Genomic DNA, 14,662 nt, shown 5'->3' on the forward strand with positions numbered 1-14,662 from the left:
TCTGCGCCACTAATATATTTAAGGATTCATCATGCCTACCACTCCAGAACTGATCCACGGCTACATCTCCGCCGGCCTCGAATGCACCCACCTCGAGGTCGAGGGCGACGGCCAGCACTTCCAGGCGATCATCGTCTCGCCGGCGTTCGCCGGCAAGCGTCCGATCCAGCGCCACCAGATCGTCTACGCCGCGCTGGGCGACCGCATGCGCGAAGAGATCCACGCGCTGTCGATGAAAACCCTCACCCCTGAAGAATACAAAGGATAAGCATGGACAAGCTCCTCATCCAGGGCGGCAACCGCCTGCACGGCGACATCAACATCTCCGGCGCCAAGAACGCGGCGCTGCCCATCCTGTGCGCGGGCCTGTTGACCGCTGGCGATCTGGAACTGACCAACGTGCCGCACCTGCACGACGTCGCCACGATGCTCAAACTGCTGAAGGAAACCGGCCTGCAGGTCAAGCAGGACGGCGACGCCGTCACGCTCAACGGCGCCGCCATCAGCAAGCTGGAAGCGCCGTATGAGCTGGTGAAGACCATGCGCGCCTCGATCCTGGTGCTCGGCCCCCTGCTGGCGCGCTTCGGCGAGGCCAAGGTCTCGCTGCCGGGCGGCTGCGCGATCGGTTCGCGCCCGGTCGACCAGCACATCAAGGGCCTGCAGGCGCTGGGCGCCGAGATCACCATCGACGCCGGCTACATTTACGCCAAATGCAAAAAGCTCAAGGGCGCGCGCATCGTCACCGACATGATCACCGTGACCGGCACCGAGAACCTGCTGATGGCCGCCACGCTGGCCGAGGGTGAAACCGTGCTGGAAAACGCCGCGCGCGAGCCGGAAGTGACCGACCTGGCCAACCTGCTGGTGGCCATGGGCGCCAAGATCGAAGGCATCGGCACCGACCGCCTGGTGATCCAGGGCGTCGAATCCCTGCACGGCGCCAAACACGCCGTCATCTCCGACCGCATCGAGGCGGCGACCTTCCTGTGCGCGGTGGCCGCCACCGGTGGCGACATCACGATCCGCAACACCCGCGTCGACATCATGGACGCGGCGCTCGACAAGCTGCGCGAAGTCGGCCTGAAGATGACCGTCGGCGACAACTGGATCCGCGCGCAGATGGACCAGCGCCCGGAACCGGTCACCTTCCGCACCACCGAGTACCCGGGCTTCCCGACCGACATGCAGGCGCAGTTCATGGCGGTCAACACTATCGCCTCGGGCCCGAGCCGCGTGACCGAGACCATCTTCGAGAACCGCTTCATGCACGTGCAGGAGATGAACCGCCTGGGCGCGTCCATCGAGACCGACGGCAACACCGCCTTCATCAAGGGCGTGACGCAGCTGGTCGGCGCGCCGGTGATGGCGACCGACCTGCGCGCCTCGGCCTCGCTGGTGATCGCGGCGCTGGCCGCGCGCGGCGAAACGCTGATCGACCGCATCTATCACCTCGACCGCGGCTACGACCAGATGGAAGTGAAGCTGTCCGCCGTCGGCGCCAACATCAAACGGATCAAGTAAAAACATGAGTGCATTCCAAGCTAATTCGCAGCTGATCCTGGCGCTGTCGAAGGGACGTATTTTCGAGGACACGCTGCCGCTGCTGGAAGCGGCCGGCATCACCGTCACCGAGAACCCCGAGACCTCGCGCAAGCTGATCTTGTCGACCAACGATCCCGACGTGCGCGTCATCATCGTGCGCGCCACCGACGTGCCGACCTACGTGCAGCACGGCGCGGCGGACTTCGGCGTGGCCGGCAAGGACGTGCTGCTGGAGCACGGCGGCGAGGGCTTGTACCAGCCGATCGACTTGAACATCGCCGCCTGCCGCATGTCGGTCGCCGTCAAGAACGGCTTCGACTACGAGACCGCCGTGCGCCAGGGCGCGCGCCTGCGCGTGGCCACCAAGTTCGTGCAGACCGCGCGCGAGCACTTCGCCAAGAAGGGCGTGCACGTCGACCTGATCAAACTTTACGGCTCGATGGAACTGGCGCCGCTGGTCGGCCTGTCGGACGCCATCGTCGACGTGGTCAGCACCGGCAACACGCTGCGCGCCAACGACCTGGTCGAAGTCGAAGCCATCATGGACATCTCGTCGCGCCTGATCGTCAACCAGGCCGCGTTAAAACTCAAGCGCGAGCGTCTGCAACCGATCATCGAAGCGTTCGAACGCGCCTCGAAGTTATAACTAAGCTGTAACCACGGATTCCATCATGCCGATTCAAATCACCAAGCTCGATTCCACCCAAGCCGATTTCAAAAAGTCCCTGGACACGCTGCTGGCGTTTGAAGCAAGCACCGACGACGCCATCGAGCGCTCGGTGGCCGGCATCCTGGCCGACGTCAAGGCGCGCGGCGACGCCGCCGTGCTGGAATACACCAACCGCTTCGACCGCATCCCGAACGGCGGCGCCGCCAGCATGGCCGCCTTCGACATTCCCGAAAGCGAACTGCAGGCCGCGCTGGCGTCGATTCCGGCGGCGCAGCGCGAGGCGCTGCAAGTGGCCGCGCAGCGCATCCGCGTGTTCCACGAGCGCCAGAAGCAGGAGCTGCAAGGCTTCACCTACACCGAGCCGGATGGCACGGTGCTGGGCCAGAAAATCACCCCGCTCGACCGCGTCGGCATCTACGTCCCGGGCGGCAAGGCCGCCTATCCGTCGTCGGTGCTGATGAACGCGATCCCGGCGCACGTGGCCGGCGTCGGCGAAATCATCATGGTGGTGCCGACCCCGGACGGCGTGAAGAACCAGATGGTGCTGGCCGCCGCCGCCATCGCCGGCGTCACCCGCGTGATCACCATCGGCGGCGCGCAGGCGGTCGGCGCGCTGGCCCACGGCACCGAAACGATACAACCGGTCGACAAGATCGTCGGCCCCGGCAACGCCTACGTGGCCGCCGCCAAGCGCCGCGTGTTCGGCATCGTCGGCATCGACATGATCGCCGGTCCGTCCGAGATCCTGATCGTCTGCGACGGCACCACCGATCCGGACTGGGTGGCGATGGACCTGTTCTCCCAGGCCGAGCACGACGAGCTGGCGCAGGCCATCATGCTATGCCCCGACGCCGACTACATCGCCCGCGTGGAAGAGAGCATCAACCGGCTGCTGCCGACGATGCCGCGCCACGAGACCATCCGCACCTCGCTGACCGACCGCGGCGCGCTGGTCAAGGTGCGCGACATGGACGAAGCCTGCGCCATCGCCAACAGCATCGCCGCCGAGCACCTGGAAATCTCGGCCGAGAACCCGCAGCAGTGGGCCGACAAGATCCGCCACGCCGGCGCCATGTTCCTGGGCCGCTTCTCGTCCGAGTCGCTGGGCGACTACTGCTGCGGCCCGAACCACGTGCTGCCGACGTCGCGCACGGCGCGCTTCTCGTCGCCGCTGGGCGTGTACGATTTCCAGAAGCGCTCGTCGGTGATCATGGTCAGCGAGGCCGGCGCGCAAACCCTGGGCAAGGTCGCGGCCGAACTGGCCTACGGCGAAGGCTTGCAGGCGCACGCCCGCAGCGCCGAACTGCGTTTGAAGACGCCGCGATGACCGAGGCCTGGATCAACCAGGTGTTCTGCGAGGATGCGCTGGCCGGCCTGGCGCGCATTCCGGACGGCTCCATCGATTTGATCCTGACCGATCCGCCGTACAACCTGGGCAAGGACTACGGCAACGCCTCGGACCAGCAGACGGTCGACGAATACCTGCGCTGGACCGAGCAGTGGATCGACGCCGCGCTGCCCAAGCTCAAGCCGAACGGCAGCCTGTACATCTTCCTGACGTGGCGCTTTTCGCCGGAGATTTTCGTGCTGCTGAAAAAGCGCATGACGATGATGAACGAGATTATCTGGGACCGCCGGGTGCCGTCGATGGGCGGCAGCGTGCGCAGTTATTCGTCGGTGCACGACACCATCGGCTTTTTCGTGCGCCGCAAGGATTACTATTTCGACCTCGACGCGGTGCGCATCCCGTACGACGCCGAAACCAAGAAAGCCCGTTCGCGCTCGATCTTCGTCGGCGCCAAATGGCTGGAAGTGGGCTACAACCCCAAGGATTTGTGGAGCGTGTCGCGCCTGCACCGCGAGCATCCCGAGCGCGCCGACCATCCGACGCAAAAGCCGCTGGAGATCATCGAGCGCATGGTCAAGGCCTCGTGCCCGCCCGGCGGCGTGGTGCTGGACCTGTTCATGGGCAGCGGCACGACGGCGATCGCCGCCAAACGCTGCGGACGCGATTTCGTCGGCTTCGAGTTGAACCCCGATTATTGCGCCATCATCGCCGAACGCATCGCCGCGCTGGATGCGCCGCCGCCGCCGCCCGAAAAGAAAAAGCCCGTCCCCCGCAGCAGTAAAAAACCCGCGGTCAAACGCACCGCCACCACCCCCTAGGAGCCCACGTAAGATGTCTTCCATCGACACCCTGATCAACAACACCATCCGTTCCGATGTGCGCGCCGTCCCCGGCTACCATGTCGCCGACGCGAGCGGTTTTATCAAGCTGGATGCGATGGAGAACCCTTACCACCTGCCGGAGCACCTGACGCGCGAGCTGGCCCGGCGCCTGGCCGACGTCACGCTGAACCGCTACCCGGTGGCCTCCTACGAAAGCACCAAGCAGCGCATCCGCGCCAAGCTGGGCGTCCCGGCCGGCTACGACGTCATGCTGGGCAACGGCTCCGACGAGCTCATTTCGATCCTGTGCATGGCCTGCGCGCGCCAGGACCGCCGCGCCGTCGCCATCTCGCCGACGCCGTCGTTCGTCATGTACGGCCGCTCGACCCGGTTCGCCGGCATGGACTACGTCGGCGTCTCGGTCAAGGCCGACATGACGCTCGACATGCCCGCCATGCTGGCCGCGATCGAACAGCACAAACCGGCGCTGGTGTTCCTGTCCTACCCGAACAACCCCACCGGCAACCTGTTCTCGGACGACGATATCGTCACGATCATCAAGGCCCTGGATGGTTTCGGCCTGGCCGTGGTCGACGAGGCCTACGAGCCGTTCGCCCAGCAAACCTTCATGCACCGGCTGCCGGAATTCGACAATCTGATCGTCATGCGCACGGTGTCCAAGCTCGGTTTGGCCGGCATCCGCCTCGGCTACATGTCGGCCGCGCCCAAATTGCTGGAGCAACTGGACAAAGTGCGGCCTCCTTACAACATCAACGTGCTGACCCAGACGGCGGCCGAATTCGCGCTCGACAACCTGGAGGTGCTGAACCAGCAGGCCGCCGATTTGCGCGCCGCACGGACCGATCTGATGGCCGCGCTGGCCGCCATGCCGGGGGTGGAGGTGTTTCCGTCGGCGGCGAATTTTATCTTGATTCGGGTGCCAAATGCCGATGATGCCTATGCGAAATTACTGTCTCACAAGGTATTAATTAAAAATATGAGTAAAATGGATACCGTGATGGCCAATTGTTTACGTGTCACGGTCAGCACGCCGGAAGAGAACGCCGCCTTCCTGGATGCCCTGTCGGCATCCCTTGCATCGCTTGCAAGTTAAATGCTTGTAGCTTAAATTATCGCCACCCGAGCCCTTCATGAACCGCACCGCAGAAATCATCCGCAACACCAACGAGACGCAGGTCCGCGTTGCCATCAACCTTGACGGCACCGGCAAGCAAAAGCTGAACACCGGCGTGCCCTTCCTCGACCATATGCTGGACCAGATCGCCCGCCACGGCCTGTTCGACCTCGACGTCGAGGCCACCGGCGACATCCACATCGACAACCACCACACGGTCGAGGACGTCGGTATCACCCTGGGCATGGCCGTGGCCAAGGCCATCGGCGACCGCAAGGGCATCGTCCGCTACGGCCACTCCTACGTGCCGCTGGACGAGGCGCTGTCGCGCGTGGTGCTCGATTTCTCGGGCCGGCCGGGCATCGAATACCACATCCCGTTCACGCGCGCGATGATCGGCACCTTCGACGTCGACCTGACCTTGGAATTTTTCCGCGGCTTCGTCAACCACGCGCTGGTGACCTTGCACATCGACAACCTGCGCGGCACCAACGCCCACCACCAGTGCGAAACCGTGTTCAAGGCCTTCGGCCGCGCGCTGCGCATGGCGTCCGAGCTGGACCCGCGCGCCGCCGGCACCATCCCGTCGACCAAGGGCAGCCTGTAACAGCCAACACACCAAGATGATGAAAAAAATTGTCGTAGTTGATTACGGTATGGGTAATCTGCGCTCGGTCGCGCAAGCGCTGCGCGCCGTCGCGCCCGACGCCAACGTGCTCATTTCCGGCGAAGTGGCCGACATCGAGAGCGCCGACCGCATCGTGCTGCCGGGCCAGGGCGCGATGCCCGATTGCATGCGCAGCCTGCGCGAATCGGGCGTGCAGGAGGCGCTGATGGCGGCCGCCCGCACCAAGCCGCTGATGGGCGTGTGCATCGGCGAGCAGATGCTGTTCGACGTCAGCGAGGAGGGCGGCGCCGCCGGCCTGGGCCTGCTGCCGGGCAAGGTGGTGCGCTTCCAGCTCGACGGCCAGCTGCAAGAGGACGGTTCGCGCTTCAAGGTGCCGCAGATGGGCTGGAACCAAGTCCAGCAAAACGCGTCTCACCCGATGTGGCGGGACATCGCCGACAACAGCTATTTCTATTTCGTGCACAGCTATTTCGCCCAGCCGGAGCACGGCGCGCACACCGTCGGCACCACCGTCTACGGTGCGCCGTTCAGCTGCGCCGTCGCCCGTGATAATATTTTTGCCACACAGTTCCATCCGGAGAAAAGCGCCGCGACCGGACTGCAGTTGTACAAGAACTTCGTTCACTGGAATCCTTGATCGCCGATTGATCGTTCCCTCTCACCTTCTCACACTTAAACCATCATGCTGCTCATTCCTGCCATCGACCTCAAAGACGGTCACTGCGTTCGCTTGAAACAAGGCGATATGGAACTCGCCACCGTATTTTCCGAAGATCCGGCCGACATGGCTCTGCACTGGCTCAAGCAGGGCGCGCGCCGCCTGCACCTGGTCGATCTGAACGGCGCCTTCGCGGGCAAGCCGAAGAACGAGGGCGCCGTCAAGGCGATCCTGAAAGTGGTGCAGGAGTACGCCGAGGAAAACGACCTCGACGAGATCCCGGTCCAGCTGGGCGGCGGCATCCGCGACCTCGACACCATCGAGCGCTACCTCGACGCCGGCATCAGCTACGTCATCATCGGCACGGCCGCCGTCAAGGAGCCGGGCTTCCTGCACGACGCCTGCGGCGCCTTCCCGGGCCACATCATCGTCGGCCTCGACGCCAAGGACGGCAAGGTCGCCACCGACGGCTGGAGCAAGATGTCCGGCCACGAGGTGATCGACCTGGCGAAAAAATTCGAGGCCTACGGCGTCGAGTCGATCATCTACACCGACATCGGCCGCGACGGCATGATGGGCGGCGTCAACATCGACGCCACCGTCAAGCTGGCGCAGGCGGTCAAGATCCCCGTCATCGCCTCCGGCGGCCTGCACAACCTGGCCGACGTCGAAGCGCTGTGCGCGGTGCAGGACGAGGGCATCGAGGGCGTCATCTGCGGCCGCTCGATCTACGAGGGCACGATCGACCTGGCCTCGGCGCAGCTGCGCGCCGACGAGCTCAGCGGCGACCTCATCGACGACGAGGAAGAATAAGGCTGCCATGCTCGCTAAACGCATCATTCCCTGCCTCGACGTGACCGACGGCCGCGTCGTCAAAGGCGTCAACTTCACCGAGCTGCGCGACGCCGGCGACCCGGTCGAGATCGCGCGCCGCTACGACGAGCAGGGCGCCGACGAACTGACCTTCCTCGACATCACCGCCACCAGCGACAACCGCGGCCTGATCCTCGACATCATCGAGGCCGTGGCCTCGCAGGTGTTCATTCCGCTGACCGTCGGCGGCGGCGTGCGCGAGGTGGCCGACGTGCGCCGCCTGCTCAACGCCGGCGCCGACAAGGTCAGCATGAACTCGTCGGCCGTGGCCAATCCGCAGCTGGTGTTCGACACCTCGCAAAAGTACGGCTCGCAGTGCATCGTGGTGGCGATCGACGCCAAGCAGGTCGCGCCCGGCAAGTGGGAGGTGTTCACCCACGGCGGGCGCAAGGCCACCGGCATCGACGCCATCGAATGGGCGGTTAAAATGGAACAGCTGGGCGCCGGCGAGATCCTGCTCACCAGCATGGACCGCGACGGCACCAAGTCCGGCTTCGACCTGGGCCTGACGCGCGGCGTGTCCGACGCCATCGGCATTCCGGTGATCGCCTCGGGCGGCGTCGGCGGCCTGCAGGACCTGGCCGACGGCGTCAAGCTGGGCAAGGCCGACGCGGTGCTGGCGGCCAGCATCTTCCACTACGGCCAGCACACGGTGCAGGAAGCCAAACGTTTCATGGCACAACAGGGCATTCCGATGCGCCTGGTTTAATTGATCACTGGATAGCACGATGTCGACCACCCCGAGCAGCCTCGCCAAGGCCAAATGGCTGAAAAAAATTCAATGGGACGAGAACGGCCTGGTGCCGGTCATCGCCCAGGAAGCCGGCAGCAACGATGTGCTGATGTTCGCGTGGATGAACCGCGAGGCCCTGGCCAAGACGGTCGAACTGGGCGAGGCGGTGTACTGGAGCCGCTCGCGCAAAAAACTGTGGCACAAGGGCGAGGAGTCCGGCCACACGCAAAAGGTGCTGGAGATCCGCCTCGACTGCGACGAGGACGTGGTGCTGCTCAAGATCGAGCAGGCCGGCGGCATCGCCTGCCACACGGGCCGGCATTCGTGCTTCTTCCAGAAGTTCGAGGGCGACGCGCTCGACGGCGACTGGCAGAACAGCGAGCCGGTGCTCAAAGACCCGGCCGACATTTACGCGGCCAAACCGAAGAAGACCCCATGAGCGACACACAACTGGACCGCCTGGCCGCGCTGATCGAGTCACGCAAGCCGGCCAACGGCGGCGACCCCGCCACCTCCTACGTGGCCAAGCTGTTCGCCAAGGGCGACGACGCCATCCTGAAAAAAATCGGCGAGGAGGCCACCGAGACCGTCATGGCCGCCAAGGACGCCCGCCACGCCGGCGGCGGCGGCGACAAGGTCTTGTACGAAGTGGCCGACTTGTGGTTCCATACGCTGGTGCTGCTGGCCCAGTTCGATCTGACGCCGCGGCAGGTGCTCGACGAGCTGGCGCGCCGCGAGGGCGTCTCCGGCATCGCCGAAAAAGCCGCGCGCAAGGAATGAGCCGGAACTACACGCCGGAACTACACGCCGGAACAATACGCCGGAAAATACGACCATTGATGGAGCCGCTGTGGAAAACTGCCTGTTTTGCAAGATAGCCGAAAAGAAAATCCCGTCGACCGCCGTGTACGAGGATGACGAGTTGCTCGCGTTCAAGGATATCAACCCGGCCGCGCCCGTGCATTTGCTGGTGATTCCGAAGAAGCACATCTCGACCTTGTCCGATTGCAGCGCCAACGAGGCGCCGCTGCTGGGCAAGATGCTGGCGCTCGCCCCCCGTCTGGCAGAGGAATTCGGCTGCGCGGTCAGCTATGATGCCGATGGCGCGCCCGGCGGCGGTTACAAGACGCTGGTCAATAGTGGGCCGGACGGCGGGCAGGAGGTGTACCATCTGCATTTGCACGTCATCGGCGGCCCGCATCCGTGGCGCGGCCAGCGCTGACGCTTATATCGCTTGCCACATGACATCCACATGACGGGCGGCGCTTCGCTTATACTGTCGCAGGCGGTTCTTGTATCAACGGATAATCTGGGCGCACGCGCCTTGCAAGGGGAATATGATGGGTTCATTTAGTATTTGGCACTGGCTGATCGTGCTGGTCATCGTGATGCTGGTGTTCGGCACCAAAAAACTGGGCAACATGGGTTCCGACATCGGCAAGGCCGTCAAGGGCTTCAAGGATGGCGTCAAGGGCGACGAAGACAAGCCCGCCACGCCGGCCGCGCCGGGCACCATCGACGTCGACGCCAAAGAGAAAAACAAGCTGTAAGCCGGTCCGGGTTCCCGAGCTCCCCTCGGGCCCGGCCTGCTGACGCGCATATCCTATGATCGATCTCGGTCTTACCAAACTTGCGGTGATCGGCGTGGTGGCGCTGATCGTCATCGGTCCCGAAAAGCTGCCGCGCGTGGCGCGCATGGCCGGGACCCTGTACGGGCGCGCCCAGCGCTATCTGAACGACGTCAAATCCGAAGTCTCGCGCGAAATCGAGCTGGAGGAGCTGAAAAACCTGCACAAGACGGTGCAGGACGCGGCCCAGACCATCAAGAGCGATGTGGAAAACTCGATTTCGCAGAACATCTCCGAAGTCGAGAACGCCTGGCACGACACGCCGGCCGCGTCGCCGGACACGTCCTCCTACGGCAGCGTCAGCACCGAAGACCTGGCGCGCAAGGCGCGCGAGTTCCGCCGCAAGAAAGTGGTGCGCAGCTCCGCCATTCCCGCCTGGTACAAGCAGCGCCACGGCGGCAAGCTGCATGTCACCTCCGGCGCCGCGCGCGTCGCCCGTTTCCGTCCACGCGGCAACACCAACGCTAGTTTCTACTGATGACTACACCGAACGCCGGCGAAGAGACCTTCATTTCTCACCTGATCGAACTGCGCGACCGCCTGGTCAAGGCGTCGATCGGCATCGCGCTGGTGTGCCTGGCGCTGATGATCTGGCCGGGGCCGTCGCAGATCTACGATTTCATCGCGCGGCCGATGATCGCTTCGCTGCCGGTGGGCTCGAAGATGATCGCCACCGGCGTCATCTCGCCGTTCCTGGTGCCGATGAAGGTCACCCTGGTGATCTCCATCATCCTGGCGCTGCCGTGGGTGCTGTACCAGCTGTGGGCGTTTGTCGCGCCCGGCCTGTACGCGCACGAGAAGCGCCTGATCGCGCCGCTGGTCATTTCGTCGTCGGTGCTGTTCATGTCGGGCGTGGCGTTCTGCTACTTCCTGGTGTTCGGCCGGGTGTTCCAGTTCATCGCCGAGTTTTCGCCGCAGTCGATCGCGGTCACGCCCGATATCGAAAACTATCTCGATTTCGTCATGTCGATGTGCCTGGCCTTTGGCGCCACCTTCGAGGTGCCGGTGGTGGTGGTGATCCTGGTGCGCATGGGGCTGGTGACCGTGGCCAAGCTCAAGGAGATCCGCCCCTACGCCATCGTCGGCGCGTTTGTGGTGGCCGCCATCGTCACGCCGCCGGACGCGGTCAGCATGTTCTCGCTGGCGATTCCGATGTGCCTGCTGTTCGAGCTGGGCTTGCTGGTGGCGCCAATGTTCGTGCGCATGTCGACCGCGCCGGAAGAGAAGCAGTCCTGATCAGATCGGCAGGCGGGCCAACAGCACGCCGACCAGCCCGAGCGTGGCCAGCTGCGCCACCAGCGCGACGCCAAGCAGCCAGCGCAGCGGGCGCAGTTTGGATTCGAGGCGGGCGTCGATATACGCGTAAAGCTCGGTCTTGAAGACGGCGAATCGCGCTTCGAAGTCGGCGAAGCGCGCCTCCAAGTCGGCCAATCGCGCCTCGATGTTGGCCAAGCGCGCCTCGATGTTGGCGAATCGAGAATCAACATTCGCGAATCGCGCATCGATTTCGCCTTGGAAACGATCAAACCGCGCATCGATTTCGCTTTTGAAGAGGTCGAATCGCGCATCGATTTCGCTTTTCAAAAGATCGAGTCGTCCATAAATTTCGCTCTTCAGCAAGTCGATGCGCGAATACACCTCGCTCTTCAGCATATCCATTCTCGCCAATAGCTCGCTTCTCACCAGCACCAACTCGGCCGGCGTGACGCTCGCCGTGGCCAGCGCGTCGCTGAGCGCCTGCGCATGGGCATCGGCCTGGTCGGCCGGGATGCCGGCTTCCACCAACTTTCTGGCGTACTCAAGGGTATCGAATTTGATCGGCATGGTCATGATCACTCCCGGCTTTTATCGTAGCAGAACCGGCCCGCCATGGGCCAAGCGACCATCGTATCGAATCCTCGGTCCAGCCCTTTGCGAACCCGCAAGCGCGCCAATGGGCGGCTGAACGAAACGGGGCGCCGACGTCTCCGCCGGCGCCCCGCCGTTTGCATCGATATCGCGCGACTACTTCGCGACTACTTCGCCATCAAGCCTTTGATCACGCGTACCGGCGCGCTGCCGTAGCTGAGGAATTGCTCGTGGAATTCCTTCAGGTCGAACTTGTCGCCCAAGGCCTTCTTGCGCTCCTCGCGCAACTCCATGATCTCGCTGTAGCCGCTGAAATAGCTGGTCAGCTGCACCGACGACACCTGCACCCGGTGCCACTTCTCGACCGCCTCGCTGCGCGTCTGGAAGGCTTGGCGCGTCAGCAGATCGAGCGCCTGTTCCTCCGTCATGCCCAGCACGTGCACGCTGTAGTCGAGGATGGTGTTGGTCACGCTGCGCAGGTTCCACTTCGAATACATCAGCCACATCTCCGGCGCATTGTCGCCGTAGCCCGATTCGAGCATCATGCGCTCGCCGTAGACCGCCCAGCCCTCCACCATCGCGCCATTGCCGAAGATCGACTTGACGATGGACGGCGATTTGTTGGCGTACACCAGCTGCGCGTAATGGCCCGGAATCGCCTCGTGGATGTTGAGGATCTGCAGTATCCAGTGGTTGTACTCGCGCAGGCTGCTCTCGGCCGCCTCCGCCGTCGCGCCGTCGAGCGGCGTGACGTTGTAGTAGGTGCGGTCCTGCGGCCGGTACGGTCCCGGCGCGTCGATGCTGGCGCCGGCCACGCCCGCCTGATAGGCCGGCGTCGCGCGCACTTCCAGCGGTTTGTTGCGGTCCAGGGTCAGCAGGTTCTTGCTGATCACCCAATCCTGCAGCACCGGGATCTGGCGCTTGATCTCGTTGACGAAATCCTCGCGCCGCACGTGGTTGGCCGACAGCTTGTCGATCATCATGCCGATCTTGGCGTAGCGGTCGGCCGGCTTGGCCACGCCGGCCAGATACTTGTCCCACATCTCGTCGGACAAGCGCTCCATATTGGCCAACAGTTCTTCGCGCGCGGCCAGCGCCTTCTGGTAGGTTTGTTCGGCGGTGCTGCCGGACTGGATGTCGTAGGCGAACTTCTGCTCATACATGGCCTTGCCGATGCGGAAGGTGCGGCGGCCCTTGGTGTCCATCAGCTTGTCCATCTCGGTCAGGAAGGCCACATAGCCGTCGACCGCCGTCAGCGCCGCGTTGACGCGCTGCGTGAACTGCTGCTTCTCGATCGGCGTCAGGATCGACGCCTGCGCCGCCTTGTCGATCTCGGTCAGCACGGTCTGCACGCCGGGCGCCTGCTTGATCGCCAGGCGCGTGTGTTCGCGGGTCGGGTTGACGATGTTGTTGCGCGCCGCCTCGTAATAGGCCGGAATGCCGGCGATGCGCTTGAGCAAGGTGCGCAGGCGCTGCGGCTGGGCCGCGTATTCGGTCGTCAGGATCAGGTCGAGCGGACCGGCGACGTTGTAGCTGGCCGGGTTCCATTCGAATTCGCGCAGGGTGGTCAGCTGGAAGCGGTCGGCGTCGAGCTTGTTCATCAGCAGCGCCAGATCGGTGCGCTGCTTGGGCGACAGCTGGGCGGCGTCGACCTTGCCGAAGCGCTGCTTCCAGTCGTCGATGAAGGCCAGCTCCCTGGTGTGCGTGGCCGGGTCCGGGATGGTCAGCGTGGCGGCGGTGTCGTACTTGCCGGCGTAGATCGCGCTTTCCGAATCGATGCGCCACAGCGCGTTGAGGAACTGGTTGCTGAGGGCGTCGAACGAGCGGTCCTGGCGCCGCGCGGACACGGCCGCGACGACGGGCCGGGCGGCGACCACCGCCGTTGCCGCCGTGGCCGCGACGGCGGCCTTGCCTTTGCCGCCGTGCTTGGCGCCATGCTTGCCGCCATTTGGGGTCGTCTTGCTGTTTTTGCCGCTGTGGGTGCTCTTGGCGCTTTTGGCGCCCTTGGTTTTAGTGCTGGTGCTGGCGGCCTTCTTCGTGGTCGCCGCGCCGGCCGGAGCGAAGGCGATCGCCGCCATCACCACAGCCAGTGCAATTTTTGTCTTGATCATCGTCTGCAGCCTTGTGTTGATTTTGACAAGGCACGCGTGTCCACGTCACGCCGCGGCAAGCGGGCCAAGTCGAAGCGTTGGAGATTATCACTAATCGGCCCGCTTGAGAGCGTTCAATACAAGACAAAACAGGCGAATCGGGCAAATTTCCCGGCCCGCTAAGGCCGCGGGGACGATTGCCCCATGCCGCCCGGCGACGAGATATCGCGCAGCGTGCCGGCGGTCTCCCCGGGATCGGTGCCGGCGTCCGGATCGGCCAGGTCGGCCAGCGAGACGATGCCGATCAGCGTGTGCTGGTCGCGGCTGACCACCGGCACGCGGCGGATCTGGATGTCGCGCATGTCCTGCATCACCTCGTCGACGCGCTGGTCCTCGTAGCAGTGGCAGATATCCTCGGTCATCACCTCGGTCACCAGCGTCTCCTCGGGGCCGAGGCCGGCGGCGGTGGCGCGGATCGTGATGTCGCGGTCGGTGATCATGCCGATCAGGCGGTTGCCTTCGGTGACGGGCAGGGCGCCGACGTCGAGATCGTCCATCATCTCGGCGGCCTGCCGTATCGTGTCGTCGGGCGAGACGCTGGTGACGTCCCGGCTCATGACTTCTGCAATGGTTTTCATCGTGGTTCCCCTTACAAGACGTGGCGCCGGACGGCGCCATGCGAGTAAGA

Annotated in this window: 19 protein-coding genes; 16 read left to right on the forward strand and 3 right to left on the reverse strand. The window is 64.3% G+C overall.

Annotated features, from left to right (window positions below):
• The first annotated feature begins 31 nt into the window (after positions 1-31).
• The 16 genes from JOD97_RS19860 to tatC all read left to right on the forward strand — a co-directional run bounded on the left by JOD97_RS19860 (position 32) and on the right by tatC (position 11,272).
• Positions 32-268 (forward strand): BolA family protein, encoded by a 237-nt coding sequence (locus JOD97_RS19860; protein WP_209722049.1) that lies wholly within the window; start codon positions 32-34, stop codon positions 266-268.
• 2 nt (positions 269-270) lie between these two features.
• Positions 271-1,521: a UDP-N-acetylglucosamine 1-carboxyvinyltransferase gene (gene murA, locus JOD97_RS19865; RefSeq protein ID WP_209722052.1), complete on the forward strand. Its 1,251-nt coding sequence runs from the start codon at positions 271-273 to the stop codon at positions 1,519-1,521.
• A 4-nt stretch (positions 1,522-1,525) separates the two neighbouring features.
• A complete protein-coding gene (gene hisG, locus JOD97_RS19870; RefSeq protein ID WP_209722055.1) occupies positions 1,526-2,188 on the forward strand; it encodes an ATP phosphoribosyltransferase in 663 nt (220 codons plus the stop codon).
• 25 nt (positions 2,189-2,213) lie between these two features.
• A complete protein-coding gene (hisD, locus tag JOD97_RS19875) occupies positions 2,214-3,539 on the forward strand; it encodes a histidinol dehydrogenase (RefSeq protein WP_209722059.1) in 1,326 nt (441 codons plus the stop codon).
• Positions 3,536-4,378: a site-specific DNA-methyltransferase gene (locus JOD97_RS19880; protein WP_209722062.1), complete on the forward strand. Its 843-nt coding sequence runs from the start codon at positions 3,536-3,538 to the stop codon at positions 4,376-4,378. The genes hisD and JOD97_RS19880 overlap by 4 nt, the downstream gene beginning before the upstream one ends.
• A 13-nt stretch (positions 4,379-4,391) precedes the next feature.
• Positions 4,392-5,495, forward strand: a complete 1,104-nt coding sequence (gene hisC / locus JOD97_RS19885) for a histidinol-phosphate transaminase (protein WP_209722065.1) — start codon at positions 4,392-4,394, stop codon at positions 5,493-5,495.
• A gap of 37 nt (positions 5,496-5,532) precedes the next feature.
• The gene (hisB, locus tag JOD97_RS19890; protein WP_209722068.1) at positions 5,533-6,123 is read left to right on the forward strand and encodes an imidazoleglycerol-phosphate dehydratase HisB; all 591 of its coding nucleotides are present in this window, start codon (positions 5,533-5,535) and stop codon (positions 6,121-6,123) included.
• Positions 6,124-6,142: 19 nt separating this feature from the next.
• Positions 6,143-6,781 carry an imidazole glycerol phosphate synthase subunit HisH gene (gene hisH, locus JOD97_RS19895; RefSeq protein ID WP_209722705.1) on the forward strand — a complete coding sequence of 213 codons (639 nt, stop codon included), beginning with the start codon at positions 6,143-6,145 and terminating at the stop codon, positions 6,779-6,781.
• A gap of 45 nt (positions 6,782-6,826) precedes the next feature.
• Positions 6,827-7,615, forward strand: coding sequence for a 1-(5-phosphoribosyl)-5-[(5-phosphoribosylamino)methylideneamino]imidazole-4-carboxamide isomerase (gene hisA / locus JOD97_RS19900; protein WP_209722071.1), 789 nt, complete (start codon positions 6,827-6,829; stop codon positions 7,613-7,615).
• 7 nt (positions 7,616-7,622) lie between these two features.
• Positions 7,623-8,384 (forward strand): imidazole glycerol phosphate synthase subunit HisF, encoded by a 762-nt coding sequence (gene hisF / locus JOD97_RS19905; RefSeq protein ID WP_209722075.1) that lies wholly within the window; start codon positions 7,623-7,625, stop codon positions 8,382-8,384.
• A 19-nt stretch (positions 8,385-8,403) separates the two neighbouring features.
• Positions 8,404-8,847 (forward strand): phosphoribosyl-AMP cyclohydrolase, encoded by a 444-nt coding sequence (gene hisI, locus JOD97_RS19910; protein ID WP_209722078.1) that lies wholly within the window; start codon positions 8,404-8,406, stop codon positions 8,845-8,847.
• Positions 8,844-9,188, forward strand: coding sequence for a phosphoribosyl-ATP diphosphatase (locus JOD97_RS19915; RefSeq protein ID WP_209722081.1), 345 nt, complete (start codon positions 8,844-8,846; stop codon positions 9,186-9,188). The genes hisI and JOD97_RS19915 overlap by 4 nt, the downstream gene beginning before the upstream one ends.
• A 70-nt stretch (positions 9,189-9,258) precedes the next feature.
• The gene (locus JOD97_RS19920) at positions 9,259-9,630 is read left to right on the forward strand and encodes a histidine triad nucleotide-binding protein (protein ID WP_209722084.1); all 372 of its coding nucleotides are present in this window, start codon (positions 9,259-9,261) and stop codon (positions 9,628-9,630) included.
• Between the two features lie 118 nt (positions 9,631-9,748).
• Positions 9,749-9,958, forward strand: coding sequence for a Sec-independent protein translocase subunit TatA (gene tatA, locus JOD97_RS19925; RefSeq protein ID WP_209722086.1), 210 nt, complete (start codon positions 9,749-9,751; stop codon positions 9,956-9,958).
• Between the two features lie 55 nt (positions 9,959-10,013).
• Entirely contained in the window at positions 10,014-10,514 is a 501-nt protein-coding gene (gene tatB / locus JOD97_RS19930; protein WP_209722089.1) for a Sec-independent protein translocase protein TatB, read from the forward strand.
• Positions 10,514-11,272 carry a twin-arginine translocase subunit TatC gene (tatC, locus tag JOD97_RS19935; protein ID WP_209722092.1) on the forward strand — a complete coding sequence of 253 codons (759 nt, stop codon included), beginning with the start codon at positions 10,514-10,516 and terminating at the stop codon, positions 11,270-11,272. Before tatB ends, tatC begins: the two co-directional genes overlap by 1 nt.
• Here the strand turns inward: tatC and JOD97_RS19940 are convergent, their stop codons facing one another.
• The 3 genes from JOD97_RS19940 to JOD97_RS19950 all read right to left on the reverse strand — a co-directional run bounded on the left by JOD97_RS19940 (position 11,273) and on the right by JOD97_RS19950 (position 14,612).
• Entirely contained in the window at positions 11,273-11,866 is a 594-nt protein-coding gene (locus JOD97_RS19940) for a DUF1640 domain-containing protein (protein WP_209722095.1), read from the reverse strand.
• A 185-nt stretch (positions 11,867-12,051) separates the two neighbouring features.
• On the reverse strand, positions 12,052-13,995 hold the full coding sequence (locus JOD97_RS19945) for a DUF885 domain-containing protein (RefSeq protein ID WP_209722097.1): 1,944 nt from the start codon (positions 13,993-13,995) through the stop codon (positions 12,052-12,054).
• A 158-nt stretch (positions 13,996-14,153) separates the two neighbouring features.
• Positions 14,154-14,612 (reverse strand): CBS domain-containing protein, encoded by a 459-nt coding sequence (locus tag JOD97_RS19950; protein ID WP_209722099.1) that lies wholly within the window; start codon positions 14,610-14,612, stop codon positions 14,154-14,156.
• Positions 14,613-14,662 lie beyond the last annotated feature (50 nt).

It is taken from the genome of Duganella sp. 1411 (assembly GCF_017833525.1).
In the GTDB taxonomy this organism is placed as follows: domain Bacteria; phylum Pseudomonadota; class Gammaproteobacteria; order Burkholderiales; family Burkholderiaceae_D; genus Rugamonas.

What these genes read in the sequence shown, in the direction of transcription:
- JOD97_RS19860 (WP_209722049.1), top strand. Translation starts at nt 32, where the DNA reads ATGCCTACCACTCCAGAACTGATCCACGGCTACATCTCCGCCGGCCTC.
- murA (WP_209722052.1), top strand. Translation starts at nt 271, where the DNA reads ATGGACAAGCTCCTCATCCAGGGCGGCAACCGCCTGCACGGCGACATC.
- hisG (WP_209722055.1), top strand. Translation starts at nt 1,526, where the DNA reads ATGAGTGCATTCCAAGCTAATTCGCAGCTGATCCTGGCGCTGTCGAAG.
- hisD (WP_209722059.1), top strand. Translation starts at nt 2,214, where the DNA reads ATGCCGATTCAAATCACCAAGCTCGATTCCACCCAAGCCGATTTCAAA.
- JOD97_RS19880 (WP_209722062.1), top strand. Translation starts at nt 3,536, where the DNA reads ATGACCGAGGCCTGGATCAACCAGGTGTTCTGCGAGGATGCGCTGGCC.
- hisC (WP_209722065.1), top strand. Translation starts at nt 4,392, where the DNA reads ATGTCTTCCATCGACACCCTGATCAACAACACCATCCGTTCCGATGTG.
- hisB (WP_209722068.1), top strand. Translation starts at nt 5,533, where the DNA reads ATGAACCGCACCGCAGAAATCATCCGCAACACCAACGAGACGCAGGTC.
- hisH (WP_209722705.1), top strand. Translation starts at nt 6,143, where the DNA reads ATGAAAAAAATTGTCGTAGTTGATTACGGTATGGGTAATCTGCGCTCG.
- hisA (WP_209722071.1), top strand. Translation starts at nt 6,827, where the DNA reads ATGCTGCTCATTCCTGCCATCGACCTCAAAGACGGTCACTGCGTTCGC.
- hisF (WP_209722075.1), top strand. Translation starts at nt 7,623, where the DNA reads ATGCTCGCTAAACGCATCATTCCCTGCCTCGACGTGACCGACGGCCGC.
- hisI (WP_209722078.1), top strand. Translation starts at nt 8,404, where the DNA reads ATGTCGACCACCCCGAGCAGCCTCGCCAAGGCCAAATGGCTGAAAAAA.
- JOD97_RS19915 (WP_209722081.1), top strand. Translation starts at nt 8,844, where the DNA reads ATGAGCGACACACAACTGGACCGCCTGGCCGCGCTGATCGAGTCACGC.
- tatA (WP_209722086.1), top strand. Translation starts at nt 9,749, where the DNA reads ATGGGTTCATTTAGTATTTGGCACTGGCTGATCGTGCTGGTCATCGTG.
- tatB (WP_209722089.1), top strand. Translation starts at nt 10,014, where the DNA reads ATGATCGATCTCGGTCTTACCAAACTTGCGGTGATCGGCGTGGTGGCG.
- tatC (WP_209722092.1), top strand. Translation starts at nt 10,514, where the DNA reads ATGACTACACCGAACGCCGGCGAAGAGACCTTCATTTCTCACCTGATC.
- JOD97_RS19940 (WP_209722095.1), bottom strand. Translation starts at nt 11,866, where the DNA reads ATGACCATGCCGATCAAATTCGATACCCTTGAGTACGCCAGAAAGTTG.
- JOD97_RS19945 (WP_209722097.1), bottom strand. Translation starts at nt 13,995, where the DNA reads ATGATCAAGACAAAAATTGCACTGGCTGTGGTGATGGCGGCGATCGCC.
- JOD97_RS19950 (WP_209722099.1), bottom strand. Translation starts at nt 14,612, where the DNA reads ATGAAAACCATTGCAGAAGTCATGAGCCGGGACGTCACCAGCGTCTCG.